Origin of the sequence: Sorangium sp. So ce362 (assembly GCF_051519845.1) — a bacterium.
Classification (GTDB): Bacteria; Myxococcota_A; Polyangia; order Polyangiales; family Polyangiaceae; genus Sorangium.
On sequence record NZ_CP150332.1, the window covers coordinates 9,157,693 to 9,172,052 of the forward strand.

Consider the following 14,360-nt stretch of genomic DNA (forward strand, 5'->3'; position numbering starts at 1 on the left):
CCGTCGGCTACGCTACCGCCTCACGATGCGCAGGGGGCACGATGGGTGGGATCGGATGGTTCGGCGGTCGATCCAGGAGCGCCGGTCCGTTGGCCCGGAGGCGGATCACGCCGAGCTGGCCGCGATCGAGTGAGGCCTTGACCGCATCCGAAGGCGCGCGTGCCTGCTGCGGATCGACGAGCCGGCCGAGCGCACGCGCCCCCTCGAACTCGATGGCCCCTTATGAGGCCGGCGACGCTGGGCGTGCGGGCGCCCGGCGATGGCGAGCCGCGCGCTCCAGGGCCGCCGTCTCCAGCCAGGTCGATCACCCGGCCAGGCTCGCTGGAACATACGAGGCGGATTTTCCGGAACCAATCATCGGCGTGGGAGTGCGCAAGGTGCGGAGAATCGAAAGTATTTTGACCGGATCCCGGTCGCACGGTGCGCGGTGCCATCAGCTGATTGCGACGTTAGCCCGAGACAAAGGCGACAATGAAGCACGAACAAGCTGTCGCGGACGCGCTTAACAGGTTCCTGTCCCGAAAGGCAGCAAAATTCGGCAGGAATATTCATTCGCTCGCCCTGGATGGCCAGGATCGTGACGCGGGAGACTACCTGCTCACTGATGAAAGCGAATTTGCTATTATCGAATTCAAGCATACCGATGTCGACATCAGCCTCAAAAAAAAAAAAAAAAACAAGAAACCAAGACGGCTGCGGCCTTGCGAGTCATTGGAGGCCAACGCAAAAATGACGGCGTCGCACGACCGGTGTCATTTCATTGCGTGGACGCAGCTACTGAAACAATATATGCAGCCCAACGTATATCGCCATGATGTTTGTAATCGTAAATTTTCGGCGATGGGCGCAAACTAACGTGCGTGGCCCCATCCTTTGACTCCAGAGTGCTTGCCAGTCAGTTCGCCGACGAACTGTTCGGTGCCACCGGGACCAGAACAATCTCACTTAATCACACACCCGTAGGACTAACAAGCCCATGCAGCTGACCGCGCTTCACGCGGCAACAGAGAGGCAAATCGTTGGCCGGAGGGGGGTCGGTAGACGCCGTCTCAAGATGAGCTTGGCTCAATGCTCTGCCGCTCCTCAGCCGCCCAATGGGACCTGCACTTCTCACTGGAGGCATCCGATAACCACACGGGCGGCCCCACGCTCCGCAATCGACCGGCTTCCAGACCCGATTCAGGTCCCGATGAACGATGAACAACGCTAGGGCAATGCTCATCCGCGGCGACGCCTACCTGTGCGATCAGCGGCACGCGGAGGCGATCGCCGAGTACCAAGCCGCTGCCGATCTGTACATTGGCGCTGGTTTCGCGCTGAGGGCAGCCGCCGTGCTGCGCCAGGTTGTGGAGATCATCGAGAAGGCAGCGCCCGAACACGCCGAGGCGCGCGGGCGCGCCTTGCAAGCGCTCCTTCACTGCTACACCGCGCTCGGTCTGACGAGCGAAGCGGAAGAAGTGAGGCGCCTTCTCAACTGAATCGTCCCCCATCCAACATCCCGCTGGAGCAGGCGGCCGAAGCGGCCGCTGCTCAGCGGGTGTACGTTCAGCGGGTAGCGCCGAGGTTTGTCTCTCCTGGAACCTGACGGCCCAATCGCCCGTAGCGTGTACCAGCAAAGAGCTGGGTCATGGCGAAGACGCGTTCGCAGGCGCTTACGAACAAGCCGGCTGGCGTGCTGAAGAAGCACCTCGTCGACCGAGGTCAAACCTCGAATCCAGGCGCCTCCGTCGAGGTTCGTCCTCGGGAAGAGCGACAAGCCCGACGGAGCTACGTGCGCGCGAAGTACGTGCCGTGCTCGAGGTCGGCGAGCAGGCCGGGCTGCTCGGGCTTCCAGCCGAACCGCGCCTGCGTGAGCGCGCTCGACGCGGGGGTGTCGAGCGCGAAGAACGCGCCGAGCCAGCCAAAGTGCTCCTTGGGGACCGACTCGACCGGCAGGCCGAGCTTGCGGCCGATCACGCCGGCGATGGCGCGGGTCGGGCTGCCACCGTGTTCGCCGGGCGGGACCAGTTGAAGAGCCTCATCGCGCGGTGGTGCCCCAGCGACGGCGTGCACGCCTCGCCGGTGCCCGGAATTTCTTGCATCAAAGTCTCGCGCCAGGATCAGCGCGCGAAGCGGCACTGGCGCGCGTCGTTCTGCATCATCGTGCAGGGCACGAAGGAGATCCTGCTCGAGGGGCAGGTCTATCGCGAGCGCGAACCACACTACATTGTTAGCCCGATCGATCTGCCGGTGACGAGCCGGGTCGCGGGCGTGTCATCGGCGCACCCGTTCCTGGCCCTGAAGATGGACTTCGATGCGGTCGCGCTGCGCGAGGTCGCGGCGCAGCTCGACCGCGCGCGGCCGGAGGACCTCGAGCCCCCGGGGCGCGCGATCTTCATCGGCAAGGCGAGCGACCGCATGCTCGACGCCGCGCTCCGGCTGGGCGCGCTGTTCGTGACGCCCGACGACGCGACCGTGCTCGCGCCGCTCGTGATGAAGGAGCTGATCTTTCACCTGCTGAAAGGCCCCGACGGCCCGGCGATCCGCCAGCTCGTGCGCGCGGGCAGCCAGGCGCACCGCATCTCCGAGGCGATCCATCGCCTGCAGGCGTCGCTCGACAAGGACGCCGACATCGCCGCGCTCGCGCGCACCGCAGGGATGAGCCGGGCGGCGTTCTTCAAGCGGTTCAAGGAGGCCACCGCGATGAGTCCGCTGCAGTACCAGAAACGCCTGCGCCTGCTCGAGGCGCGCCGCCTGATGGTCGAAGAAGGCCTGGGCTCCGAGGCCTCGGCGTTCCGCGTCGGCTACACGAGCGCCTCGCAGTTCAGCCGCGAGTACTCGCGCATGTTCGGCAACGCGCCGCTGCGCGATACCCGCGCGCTGAAGCAGACGGCCGCGGTCGTCCAGGACATGTAGTCCGTAAACGCCAAACCCGGCAATCGCTTGCTGGGCCGGTATCTGTGCGGTCATGCCGATCCATGCCTTCGCTGGGAGCACAAGCGAGGAGATCGGCCACCGAACCCGCGGCGGCCGCGGGCAGGAACGGCGATGTCGCGGCGCCTTTCATCACGGATATCGTTCCCGCCATCTCGGGATCCAACATCCGCGAAGTCGCCTGACCCCAGCGCAACGAAACGCGATGAAACACGTCTTCGTCGAAACCAGCTTCCTCATCGAGCTGCTCCGCCCCTTCCCGTCGAAGGATTCCGAGCAGCTCTTCGCACGCAACGATGGCGTGGATGTGCGCTTGTATATCCCGTCCCCTGAAGCAACCACCTCCTGGATGACAATCTGACGCGCACAATGGCCACGGAGCGGCCCTACAAGCGCATGCAGCCGGCGCCGCTTGGCGATGCGGCTGATGCGCTAGCTACGGGTACTGTGATTCGTACGGAAACGGGCTCCGGCCCGAACGGATGCAGGCGGACGGACTCGCCGGGGCCATCTGGGACGGGTCGTGAGCAGCGTCCTCCTTGGCGTTCTCTTCCCGGGTCTCGCGGCGCTTGATCGCCGGACAGCGCGGAGTAACATGTAGGCATGGCTGTTCAAGCTGTAACCGTGAACCTCCCGGAGCCGCTGTACGAGCGGCTGGCTCGACGCGCGATCAGGACCCACCGCACGGTCGAGGCCGAGATCGTCGAGGCGGTCAGCAGTTCGCTTCCCGAAGAGCCCGGCGAGCTGCCGGCCGACATGGCGGAGGCGATCGCCGCGCTGCATCTCCTCGACGACGAAGACCTATGGCGAGCCGCCAGGACGTGCCTCGCCCCCGAGAAGGCTGCCGACCTGGAGGAGCTCCATATCAAGCGTCAGGGGGAGGGGCTGTCCGCATCAGAGACAGAGGCGCTCGCGACGCTCATGAGCGAAACCACGCGGATCATGCTTGTTCGCTCCCGAGCTGCTGCGCTGCTCAAGCAGCGAGGACATGACGTCTCGGGGCTGCGCCAGGAACATGAGCCGTAGCTACGTTCCCAAGGCGCTGCGGGAGCAGATCACCGCGGACGCGCGTCATCGTTGTGGGTACTGCCTTACCTCGTCGAGCATCACCGGCACGCCGATGGAGCTGGACCATATCATCCCGGTGTCGCTGGGCGGACCTACTGCCAGAGAAAACCTCTGGCTCGCATGCTCGATGTGCAACGATCATAAAGGCAACAGGATCGCCGCCTCCGACCCGCACACCGGAGAGATCTCGCGCATCTTCGACCCACGGCGGCAGGTCTGGCAAGACCATTTCGGCTGGAGCACAGAGGGGGACATTGTCATGGGCAAGACGCTCACTGGCAGAGTTACGATCGCCGCGGTTCGTCTGAACCGCGCTGAGCTCGTGGAAGCCCGACGGGGTTGGATCATCGTCGGCTGGCATCCGCCCAAGGATTGAAGCGGAGATAGGACCAGCGCCGCGCCTGTGGGCGACGCGACAGTATGGGCGGAGCGTCGCTCTTCTCCGCGCCGCTCGGGTCGACTTTCCGCGACGCCTGCGCAGACACGTCTCCTGCGATCGGATATTCCTCGAGGCCATGTTGCGCCGCCGCATTGCCCTCGTGTTGGCCGCTGTCTCCGCGGCCACGCTCCTCACCGTCCCGCTCGCGTGTGGGAACGATCACGAACTCGACACCGGTCACGGAAAGGGCACCGGCGGCGCCGGTGCGGCCGGCGGCGCCGGGGCAGCCAGCGGCGCCGGGGCAGCCGGCGGCGCCGGGGCAGCCGGCGGCGGCGGTGGCAGCGGTGGCGGCGATTGGCAGGGCGACCTGCTCTGTCCGACGTCGTTCACGTTCACCGCGCCCCCGGGGGCCACGGACGTCCGCCTCCCTGGCGAGTGGAACGGCTTCGATCTCGGCTCCGCCCCGCAGCTCCTCGAGGGCGGCGCACAGGGCCAGCCCGTGGCCACGGTCGACCTGCCGCCGGGGCTCCACGCCTACAAGATCGCCTATCGGCTGGGCAGCGACGTCTCATGGGTGCTCGACCCGGCGGAGGGGCGCCGCAAGTACGTCGACGGAATCGAGAACTCGGCCGTCAAGGTCCCCGACTGCCGCCTTCCGGCGTTCTCGGTCGCCTCGAGCCAGGTGACCCGGGCCGCCGCCGGAGAGGGCGCCTTCGAGGCGCGGCTCGCGTACCGGGACGGCATCGAGGGCGCGGGCCCGGACACAGCCGCGTTCGAGGCGATGCTGCAGGACCAGGACGGCGAGGCGCGCCCGCTCACCGAGCAGGAGCTCTCGGTGGACGAGCGCGGCGACGTGCGCATCGACGTGCGGGGCCTCACCGACGGCAAGCACCGGATCACCCTGCGCGGGGCGACCCGGAGCGGCCGTGTCGGCGAGCCGCTCCGGCTCGTCTTCTGGGTCGAGGCCGAGCCGTTTTCCTGGGAGGACGCGCTCATCTACATGGTCGTCACCGATCGTTACCGCGACGGCGATCCGGACCTGAACGCGCCCGCCACGCCGGGCGCCGACCCGCGGGGCGACTGGGCCGGCGGGGATCTCGAGGGGCTGAGGCAGGCGATCGAAGAAGGCACCCTCGACGCGCTGGGGGTGCGGGCCATCTGGCTCACGCCGTTCCAGGAGAACCCCGCCGGCGCGTACCCGGCGAGCGATGGAGTCCACCAGGTGACCGGGTATCACGGGTACTGGCCCATCAAGGCGCGCGAGGTGGATCCGCGGCTCGGCGGCGCCGAGGCGCTGCGCGCGGTGGTGGCCGAGGCGCACCGCCACGGGATCCGCGTGCTCCAGGACTTCGTTGTGAACCACGTCCATGAAGATCACGAGTACGTCGCGTCGCATCCGGACTGGTTCCGGACGGGGTGTGTCTGCGGCACGGATGGCTGCGACTGGACGTCGCACGCGCTCGACTGCATGTTTGCGGGGTATCTCCCCGACGTGAACCACACGGTGCCGGAGGCCAACGCCGCGTTCGTGGAGGATGCGGTCCACTGGCTCGATGCGTTCGATCTCGACGGGCTCCGGGTGGACGCCGTGAAGCACGTGGAGGAGATCGCGACGCGCAACCTCGCCGCGGAGGTCCGCGAGACGTTCGAGCCGGCCGGCACCCGTTACTTCCTGATGGGCGAGACGGCGATGGGCTGGAGCGACTGCGGGCAGGGCGCGTCGTGCAACGACGAGAATTACGGGACGATCGCGAAGTACATCGGTCCTCAGGGGCTGGATGGCCAGTTCGATTTCGTCCTCTACCACGGCGTCTCTTACCGCACGTTCGCCTGGGGCGACGCGGGCATGCTGCACGCCGCGTACTGGGTCGAGGACGGGCAGAAGCGGTGGCCGGAGGGCGCGATCATGACGCCGTACCTCGGCAGCCACGACACGGCCCGGTTCGCGACGCTCGCCGACTACCGGGGTCAGGACGCGGCGCACGATCGGGATGTCCCGAACCGCCAGTGGTCGGACACCGCGGAGGGCCCGGACTCGCCCGAGGCGTATGCCCGCGTGCGCCTGGCGATGGCGTGGCTCCTGGGCCTCCCCGGCGCGCCGCTGCTCTATTATGGCGACGAGTACGGCGAGTGGGGCGGCGTCGACCCGAACAACCGCAGCCTGTGGCGTCCGGAGGCGGATCTCGCGCCCGACGAGCTGGAGACGCTCGATTTCGTGCGCCAGCTCGGCGTCGCGCGCCGGGACATCCCCGCGCTCCGCCGCGGCGCCTACGTGAACCTCACCGCCACGGAGGACACGCTGGTCTTCGGCCGCCGGCTCGCCGAGGGGAGGTCCGCGGTCGTGGCGCTCACGCGCGCGGCGACGGCGCAGAGCCTCTCGGTCGAGGTCGCGCACGCGCTGGGCCTGCCGGCTGGCACCGAGCTCACCGACGCGCTCGGCGGCGGGGCCGAGGTGGTCTCCGCGGCCGGCATGCTCTCGATGAGCATCCCGCCGGGCGGGGCGGTGATCCTCGCGCCGTGATCCCTCGGCCCGGCGCGCCGCTCACGACGCGACGCGCACAAGCAGCTTGCCGAAGTTCTCGCCCTTGAGCAGCCCGATGAACGCCTCGGGCGCCTTCTCCAGCCCCTCGACGACGTCCTCGCGGTACTTGATGCGGCCCTCGCCGATCCAGCGGCTCACCTCCCGGAGGAACTCGGGGTGCTGCTCGGCGAAGTCGCTGACGATGAAGCCGCGCAGCGCCAGGCGCTTCGACAGCACCTGTCTCATCAGGCCCGGCAGGCGGTCCGGCCCGGGCGGCGGCGCGGTGTCGTTGTAGTGGGCGATGAGGCCGCACACCGGCACGCGGGCGAAGGGGTTCAGGAGCGGCAGCACCGCATCGAACACGGCGCCGCCGACGTTCTCGAAATACACGTCGATCCCGTCCGGACAGGCCTCCTTCAGGCGCGCCGCCAGCTCGGGGCTGCGGCGGTCGAGGCAGGCGTCGAAGCCGAGCTCGCGCACCACGTAGTCGCACTTGCGCTGCCCGCCCGCGACGCCGACAGCGCGGCAGCCCTTGATCTTCGCGAGCTGCCCCACCACCGAGCCCACCGCCCCCGAGGCCGCCGCGACCACCACGGTCTCGCCCGGCTTCGGCTGACCCAGGTTGAGCAACCCGGTGTAGGCCGTCATGCCCGGCATGCCCAGCACCCCGAGCGCCGTCGAGACAGGGCCGAGCGCGGGATCCACCTTGCGCAGGTCGCTTCCATCGGTGATCCCGTACGTCTGCCAGCCGGTCCGCCCCTCGACAAGGTCGCCCGGCGACAGGCCGGCGACGCTCGACCGCAGCACCTCGCTCACGGTGCCCCCGACCATCACATCGCCGACCTCGACCGGCGGCGCGTACGACGGGCCGGCGCTCATGCGGCCGCGCATGTACGGATCCAGCGACAGGTAGAGCGTGCGCAGCAGCGCGCGGCCCTCGCCGGGCTCGGCGAGCTCCTCCTCGATCAGCTTGAAATCAGACGCCTTGGGCTCGCCGACCGGCCGGGCGGCGAGGACGATCTTGCGGTTGCGCAGGGTGCTCATGGTCCGGCGATCCTGCTCGAACCGAGCGCGATTTCCAGAGGAATTCGGCGAGATTCGGCTTGCGGCGAGCGGCGCCCGCGAGCGGCGGGCTGCCTCGCGGCGGCGGCGGCGGGCGGCGGAGGACAGCAGGAATGCGGCCTCGGCCGCGCTGTCCGATTGAGCTCCGCCGCCGTCGCGAGTATGTCGAAGTCGAACGATGGAGTCACTCAACGCGATCGAGTTGCCCGAGGAGCTGCGCGAGCCGCCCCCGCGTCCCTGGGCGGCCCTGCGGCACGCCCGGCATCAGCTGGCCGGCGTCGGGTACGCGCTGGTCGTCTGGGCGGGGCTCCTCGGGGTCGGCACGTTTTTTCAGAGCATCGATTTCGTTGCGATGCTGCTCGCCTTCTCGTTCGCGGTCATGCCGTTCGTGCTCCTGTACAAGGTGCTGGGCAGCTACACCGCCTGCCGCCTGGCGCTGCGCGGCGCGCCGTCGGCCGCGCAGATCTACGAGGGTGTCGTCGTGACGAGGTTCGGGACGGTGCAGATATGGCACGTCGTCGTCGCCGGCCAGCACGTGCGGATTCGCGCCGACGCCCCGCTCGTCAAGAGCATGGTGGTGCTCGTGACGCCCGAGACGAGCGGGGGAAAGCGCCGGATCGGCGTCTATCATCCCCGGATCGGCATCTGCACATCGCTCGTGTGAGCCGCGCTCACAGCGCCGCTCGGGTGTGAGCCGCGCGCGCGGCGCCGCTCGGGTGTGAGCTGCGCGCGCGGCGCTGTTGTGGCTGGCGGGCCCGCGTGAGACATTCGCCTGTATGCGAGCAGGGTCGGGTCTTCGCGTGCTGGCCATGGCCGTCCTGGTGCTGGCCGTGGTGGGGTGGATGGGCGCGCTCGGGTGCGCGGCGGGGCACGACGGCGCGGCGGCGGCGGCGGCGGCGCTCGTGCAGCGCCGGTTCCCGGCGCAGGCCGCCGAGGTGCTGGGCAGCGGTGCTCCCGGCGCGCCGGCGGCGACCGGCGGCGGCTTCGCGCTGGGCGCGCCTGGCCTGGCGGGGCGCGGGCCGCGTCTCCAGGCCGCGCTGCCGCGCGACGGCGGCGGCTGGATGCGGCTCTCGGGCCCGGGCGGCTTCGAGGTGCGGGTGCGGGAGACCGGCGCCTCCGGCCCGGGGGCGGTGGTCGACGGCGCGGTGATCTACGGCCGCGCGGGCGGCGCGTCGTTCTGGCGGGCGGCCGACGGAGGCATCGAGGAATGGCTCACCGTGGAGCCGGGCGCCGTACCGGCGGGCGAGCCGGCGGCGGTCTGGGAGGTGGACGGCGCGGCGCTGCGGCAGCGCGGCGAGGCCGTCGAGGTGGTGGACGCGGCGGGGATGCCGCGGCTGCGCGTCACCGCGCCGCGAGCGTTCGCGGAAGGCGGACGACCGATCGCGGCGCGCCTCGAGGCGCGCGGGGCCGAGATCGCGCTGCTTGTCGAGGCGTCGGGGGAGCTCCTGCTCGTGGATCCGCTGTGGCGCCCCGTCGGCGCGATGGCCACGAGGCGGGACGCCGAGCATACGGCCACGCGGCTCGGCGGTGACGACGGGCGGGTCCTGGTCGTGGGCGGCCATGGCGACGAAGGCTATCTCGCGAGCGCGGAGCTGTACGATCCGGCGGACGACAGCTGGGCGCCGACGCGGCCGATGAGCGAGGCGCGCGGCCGGCACGCCGCCCTGCTGCTGGCCAGCGGGCAGGTCCTGGTCGTGGGTGGCCGGGACAGCGATGGCTTGTTGATGAGCGCAGAGCTGTACGACCCGGCGGAGGACCGCTGGACGCCGACGCGACCGATGAGCGCCCCGCGCGAAGGGCACACGGCGACGCCGCTCGGCGACGGGCGGGTCCTCGTCACGGGCGGCCTCGACGGTGAGCTCGCGCTGGACAGCGCGGAGATCTATGACCCGGCCGAGAACATCTGGACCGCCGCGGCGCCGATGAGCGTTCGTCGTTACCAGCACACGGCGACGCCGCTCGGCGACGGGCGGGTCCTCGTCACAGGCGGACTCGAGTGGCGGGGCGCGCTGGACAGCGCGGAGATCTACGACCCGGTCGAGAACATCTGGACCGCCGCGGCGCCGATGCGCATCGCGCGCCAGGAGCACGCGGCGACGCGTCTGAACGACGGACGCGTCCTCGTCACGGGCCTCTCGACGAACGACCGGAACGACGAGGGCGAGGAGGAAGAGGAAGAGGGAGAGCTCGCGAGCGCGGAGATCTACGACCCGGCGAGCGACAGCTGGGCGCTCACGGCGCCGATGAGCGTCGGGCGCGCTCGCCACACCGCGACGCTGCTGGACGGCGGATCGGTCCTCGTCACGGGCGGGTCCGCGTCGTCCGAGTCCGGGCCCCTGGCGAGCGCGGAGATCTACGACCCGGCGGCAGGCTCGTGGTCGAACGTGCCGGCGATGGTCGCGGGCCGCAGCGCTCACACCGCGACGCTGCTCCCGGGCGGCGATGTGCTCGTGACGGGCGGCAACCAGGACTTCGAGGCGAGCACAGAGATCTACGACCTGGCGGGCGCGAGCCCGTGGTCGGAAGCAGCACCGATGCTCGACGCGCGCTACGACCACACGGCGACGTTGCTGAGCGACGGGCGGGTCCTCGTCGCGGGCGGCTACGGAACCGCTTATGTCAGCCTCTCGGGCGCGGAGATCTTCGACCCGGCGCAGGGAACTTGGACCGCGGCGGAGGCGATGAGCGACTCGCGCAGCGCGCACACGGCGACGCGGCTGAACGATGGGCGGATCCTCGTCGCGGGCGGCCAAGGGATCGACCATGTCAGCCTCTCCAGCGCGGAGATCTTCGACCCCGACACGCGCGGCTGGAGAGCGGTAGAGCCGATGATCACGGCGCGCCAGCTCCACACGGCGACGTTGCTGAGCGACGGGCGGGTCCTCGTCGCGGGCGGTTATGGGGCCGACTATACCAACCTCTCGAGCGCGGAGATCTTCGACCCCGACACGGGCACCTGGTCGGCGACAGAGCCAATGAGCACCGCGCGCCAGGGTCACACGGCGACGTCGCTGAGGGACGGGCGGGTCCTCGCCGCGGGCGGTTATGGGGCCGACTATACCAACCTCTCGAGCGCGGAGATCTTCGACCCCGACACGGGCACCTGGTCGGCGACAGAGCCGATGAGCGCCGCGCGCCAGAGCCACACGGCCACGCTGCTCGATGACGGCCAGGTCCTCGTCGTAGGCGGTTATGGGGCCGACTACGCCAACCTCGCGGCCGCGGAGGCGTATGATCCGGCGACCGATCGCTGGACGGCACGGGCTCCCATGAGCGCCGCGCGCCAGCGCCACACAGCCACGTCGCTCCTGGACGGGCGGGTTCTCATCGTGGCGGGCATCGCCGGCGCTTATGGCTATACGGGGAGCGCGACCGCGGAGGTGTACGACCAGGCCACCGACAGCTGGTCTCCGGCAGAGACGATGTACTTCCAGCGATCCAACCATGCGGCGACGCTGCTGAGCGATGGCAAGGTCCTGGTCACTGGCGGCGACGGGCCCGGCGGCATCCTCGCCGACGGCGAGCTCTTCACCCCTGCCCTCCCCGGCGATCCTTGCGACACCGACGCGGACTGCGCCGGCGCCTCCTGCGTCGACGGCGTCTGCTGCGACGCCCCTTGCGCGGGCGCGTGCATGGCCTGCTCCACCGCGAAGAAGGGCGCCGGCCCCGACGGCGCATGCGGGCCCATCCAGGCCGGCGCCGATCCGGACGACGACTGCGCCGCGGAGCCTGCCTCCTCCTGCGGCACCACCGGCGTCTGCGACGGCCGCGGCGGCTGCCAGCTGCAGGCGCAGGGCGTCCCCTGCGGCGCGGCCTCGTGCAAGGGCACCTCCGGGCTCGTCGAGGCCTCCCTCTGCGACGGGCGCGGGGTCTGCGCCGAGGGCGACACGCGTTCTTGCGCCGAGTACCGCTGCGTCGCGGGCGCCTGCCTCACGGGCTGCACCTTCGACACCCAGTGCGCCGACTCGGCCTACTGCGCGGCGACCGGCGGCGACTGCCTGCCGAAGAAGCCCGTCGGCGCCGCGTGCTCGCTCCCGAAGGAGTGCCTCAGCGGGCAGTGCAGGGCCGGAGCCTGCGAGCTCGACACCGACGAGGACGGCATCGCCGACAGCGAGGACAACTGCCCTGCGGTCCCGAACACGCTCCAGGCCAACACCGATGGTGGCCTGTCGGCGGGCGACCTCCTCGGCGACGCCTGCGATGACGACGACGACGCCGACGGCGTCATCGACACGGTGGACAACTGCCCTCTCATCGCGAACCCCGACCAGGCCGATGTCAACGGCGACGGGACCGGCGACGCCTGCGATTGCTCCAGCCCGCGCAAGCCCGACGGCAGCTCCTGCGACGACAGCAACGCCTGCACGCAGACCGATACCTGCCAGAACGGCGTTTGCGTTGGCGGCGATCCCTTCCTCTGTCCGCAGCCCGACTCCTCCACCTGCCGGCGCGCCGTCTGCGAGCGGTCGACCGGCACCTGCGAACGCCGCTACAAGCTCGAGGGCGCGCCCTGTCCGGGCGGCGAGTGCATCGCCGGGGGCTGCTTGCTCGTGGAGACCACCGGCGGCGCGGGCGCCGGCGGCGCGGGCGGCGACGCCGGCGCGGGCGGCGATGGCCAGGGCGGCGGCGCCGCCGCGGCGACCGGCGCGGGCGGCAACGGCGGCTCCGGTGGCGCCGGCGACTCCGGTGGCGCGCCGCCGGCCCCGGAGGAGAGCGGCGGGCCGCGTGTTCACGGCAACGGCTGCGCCGTGGCGCCCATCGCCGGCCCTGTCCAGGCCGGCGCGCTCGCGCCCTGGCTGCTCGCTGCGGCGCTGATCGCCGCGCGGCGCCGCCGTCCGGCGACACGGCGCGCGGGCAGCACCGACGGCGATTGACGGCTCGCCGGGCGTCGCCGGCAGGGATCCGCGACCATGCCAGTCGCGAATCGCCCAAGCAGAGGCCTGCCGGGCCGCCCCCCCGGGCGGGGCGCCCTCCCTCAGACGGCCGACTTCACGAGGCGCAGCCGCTTCTCGGCCTGTCCGCGCTCGTTGAGCCGGAGCTCCGAGGCGGCGGGCGCGCGGCGCCGCACCGGCTGGTGCAGCCGGGCGCTCGCCAGCATGGCCTCGCACAGGTCGCCGAAATCGTAGCCTGCGGCCGCCGCGATCTTCGGCAGGAGGCTCGTCTGGGTCATGCCCGGCAGGGTGTTCACCTCGAGCACGTACTCGTTCTCTCCGCCGGTCACGAGCAGATCCACGCGCACAGCGCCGGTGCACCCGAGCGCCTGGGCCGCCCGCTCCGCCAGGTTCAGGACCCCGCGATAGCGGGTCGGCGGGAGGCGCGCCGGCATGTGGTACTCGGTCATCCCCGGCGTGTACTTGGCCTCGTAGTCATAAAGCCCCTTCGCCGGGACGATCTCGATCGCGCCAAGGACCTTCCCGTCCAGGATGCCCACGTTGACCTCGGTCCCCGCCACGAACCGCTCCACGATGGCGGCGTCGTCGAACTCGAACGCCAGCGCGAGCGCCACCTGGAGCTCCTCGAGCGACCCGACCTTTGTCACCCCGAGGCTCGACCCCTCGCCGCGCGGCTTCACGATGACCGGGAACCCGAACGAGCCATGGATCGCGTCGAGCTCCTCGAGGCCCTGGTGCGCACCCACAGTGTAGTAGGGAGGCGTCGGCACGTTGTGCAGCCGGAACATCTCCTTGGCCTTGAGCTTGTCCATCGCAAGGGCGCTCCCGAGCACGCTCGACCCGGTGTACGGGATCTGGGCGAGCTCCAGGAGGCCTTGCACGCACCCGTCCTCACCGAGCCGCCCATGTAGGGCCAGGAACGCCGCGTCGAGCCGCGCGCGCTGCAGCGTGGCGCAGAGCTCCGCGCCGAACCGGTCCCCGAGCGTGATCCGGACGACATCGTACCCGCGCGCCTCGAGCACCTCGGCGACGGCCGCGCCCGAGCGCAAGGACACATCGCGCTCGCCCGACGAGCCGCCCATCACGACGCCGACCCGCTTCCGGACTTGCCGCTCCACCATCGAAGAACCTCCGTCGCCTTCCCGTGAGGACACCAACACCACGCCAGCGCCTCCCGTTACAGCCAAGCTGCCGGAGAGGTGCTGCGCAAAAACCAAGCCAGCTGCTCCCAAGGCCAAAAACAGACGGCCTTTGCAGCGGGGGGCGCTATTCCTGAGCTGTTGTTGAGGAAAACGGCGCCCGCCCGCCGTGTTCACCTGCCCACGGCGCGCTGACAGCCAACCCGGTATCAAGGCCAGCGGCGGAGGTCAACTAAACGGAGCGATCGTGCCGTCGGGGGGGCGGGCGCGCCGGGGCCTCGGATCGTGGCGTGCTCGGTAGTCGAGGGACGAGGAGGATCGCTCCGCGCGCCCCTCCGCCCCGGGGCGGCGCAGGCGCGTCGGCCGCTTCGCGCCCCGCGACGCGC

At 70.5% G+C, this 14,360-nt stretch carries 11 protein-coding genes and 1 pseudogene; 9 read left to right on the top strand and 3 right to left on the bottom strand.

Features of this window, described 5'->3' with window-relative positions:
* Positions 1 to 471 precede the first annotated feature (471 nt).
* Positions 472 to 855 carry a hypothetical protein gene (locus tag WMF17_RS35245; RefSeq protein ID WP_437645394.1) on the top strand — a complete coding sequence of 128 codons (384 nt, stop codon included), beginning with the start codon at positions 472 to 474 and terminating at the stop codon, positions 853 to 855.
* A gap of 359 nt (positions 856 to 1,214) precedes the next feature.
* On the top strand, positions 1,215 to 1,478 hold the full coding sequence (locus WMF17_RS35250; RefSeq protein ID WP_437645398.1) for a hypothetical protein: 264 nt from the start codon (positions 1,215 to 1,217) through the stop codon (positions 1,476 to 1,478).
* Between the two features lie 289 nt (positions 1,479 to 1,767).
* On the opposite strand, the pseudogene WMF17_RS35255 reads toward WMF17_RS35250, so the two are convergent.
* Positions 1,768 to 2,052 (bottom strand): annotated as a pseudogene (locus WMF17_RS35255) (3-beta hydroxysteroid dehydrogenase); the annotation flags it as partial.
* Here WMF17_RS35255 and WMF17_RS35260 point away from each other — a divergent pair.
* The 5 genes from WMF17_RS35260 to WMF17_RS35280 all read left to right on the top strand — a co-directional run bounded on the left by WMF17_RS35260 (position 2,047) and on the right by WMF17_RS35280 (position 6,881).
* The gene (locus WMF17_RS35260; protein ID WP_437645400.1) at positions 2,047 to 2,895 is read left to right on the top strand and encodes an AraC family transcriptional regulator N-terminal domain-containing protein; all 849 of its coding nucleotides are present in this window, start codon (positions 2,047 to 2,049) and stop codon (positions 2,893 to 2,895) included. The pseudogene WMF17_RS35255 and the gene WMF17_RS35260 overlap by 6 nt on opposite strands.
* Positions 2,896 to 3,118: 223 nt before the next feature.
* Positions 3,119 to 3,274 (top strand): hypothetical protein, encoded by a 156-nt coding sequence (locus WMF17_RS35265; RefSeq protein ID WP_437597738.1) that lies wholly within the window; start codon positions 3,119 to 3,121, stop codon positions 3,272 to 3,274.
* Positions 3,275 to 3,516: 242 nt separating this feature from the next.
* Complete coding sequence (locus WMF17_RS35270) at positions 3,517 to 3,939, top strand: hypothetical protein (RefSeq protein WP_437645402.1); 423 nt, start codon at positions 3,517 to 3,519, stop codon at positions 3,937 to 3,939.
* Positions 3,929 to 4,357: an HNH endonuclease gene (locus WMF17_RS35275; RefSeq protein ID WP_437645404.1), complete on the top strand. Its 429-nt coding sequence runs from the start codon at positions 3,929 to 3,931 to the stop codon at positions 4,355 to 4,357. The genes WMF17_RS35270 and WMF17_RS35275 overlap by 11 nt, the downstream gene beginning before the upstream one ends.
* Before the next feature lie 139 nt (positions 4,358 to 4,496).
* A complete protein-coding gene (locus WMF17_RS35280) occupies positions 4,497 to 6,881 on the top strand; it encodes an alpha-amylase family glycosyl hydrolase (RefSeq protein ID WP_437645406.1) in 2,385 nt (794 codons plus the stop codon).
* 21 nt (positions 6,882 to 6,902) lie between these two features.
* Here WMF17_RS35280 and WMF17_RS35285 read toward each other — a convergent pair whose 3' ends face one another.
* Complete coding sequence (locus WMF17_RS35285) at positions 6,903 to 7,925, bottom strand: NADP-dependent oxidoreductase (protein ID WP_437645408.1); 1,023 nt, start codon at positions 7,923 to 7,925, stop codon at positions 6,903 to 6,905.
* Between the two features lie 196 nt (positions 7,926 to 8,121).
* Between WMF17_RS35285 and WMF17_RS35290 the strand changes: the two genes are divergently transcribed.
* Together WMF17_RS35290 and WMF17_RS35295 are read left to right on the top strand one after the other, a co-directional pair.
* Positions 8,122 to 8,607: a hypothetical protein gene (locus tag WMF17_RS35290; protein WP_437645409.1), complete on the top strand. Its 486-nt coding sequence runs from the start codon at positions 8,122 to 8,124 to the stop codon at positions 8,605 to 8,607.
* 112 nt (positions 8,608 to 8,719) lie between these two features.
* Entirely contained in the window at positions 8,720 to 12,817 is a 4,098-nt protein-coding gene (locus tag WMF17_RS35295) for a kelch repeat-containing protein (RefSeq protein WP_437645411.1), read from the top strand.
* A 101-nt stretch (positions 12,818 to 12,918) separates the two neighbouring features.
* On the opposite strand, the gene WMF17_RS35300 is transcribed toward WMF17_RS35295, so the two are convergent.
* Entirely contained in the window at positions 12,919 to 13,956 is a 1,038-nt protein-coding gene (locus WMF17_RS35300; protein WP_437645413.1) for a D-alanine--D-alanine ligase, read from the bottom strand.
* Positions 13,957 to 14,360 lie beyond the last annotated feature (404 nt).

Coding starts and splice junctions, on each gene's coding strand:
- WMF17_RS35290 (WP_437645409.1), top strand. CDS start 8,122: ATGGAGTCACTCAACGCGATCGAGTTGCCCGAGGAGCTGCGCGAGCCG.
- WMF17_RS35265 (WP_437597738.1), top strand. CDS start 3,119: ATGAAACACGTCTTCGTCGAAACCAGCTTCCTCATCGAGCTGCTCCGC.
- WMF17_RS35280 (WP_437645406.1), top strand. CDS start 4,497: ATGTTGCGCCGCCGCATTGCCCTCGTGTTGGCCGCTGTCTCCGCGGCC.
- WMF17_RS35300 (WP_437645413.1), bottom strand. CDS start 13,956: ATGGTGGAGCGGCAAGTCCGGAAGCGGGTCGGCGTCGTGATGGGCGGC.
- WMF17_RS35295 (WP_437645411.1), top strand. CDS start 8,720: ATGCGAGCAGGGTCGGGTCTTCGCGTGCTGGCCATGGCCGTCCTGGTG.
- WMF17_RS35250 (WP_437645398.1), top strand. CDS start 1,215: ATGCTCATCCGCGGCGACGCCTACCTGTGCGATCAGCGGCACGCGGAG.
- WMF17_RS35245 (WP_437645394.1), top strand. CDS start 472: ATGAAGCACGAACAAGCTGTCGCGGACGCGCTTAACAGGTTCCTGTCC.
- WMF17_RS35270 (WP_437645402.1), top strand. CDS start 3,517: ATGGCTGTTCAAGCTGTAACCGTGAACCTCCCGGAGCCGCTGTACGAG.
- WMF17_RS35275 (WP_437645404.1), top strand. CDS start 3,929: ATGAGCCGTAGCTACGTTCCCAAGGCGCTGCGGGAGCAGATCACCGCG.
- WMF17_RS35285 (WP_437645408.1), bottom strand. CDS start 7,925: ATGAGCACCCTGCGCAACCGCAAGATCGTCCTCGCCGCCCGGCCGGTC.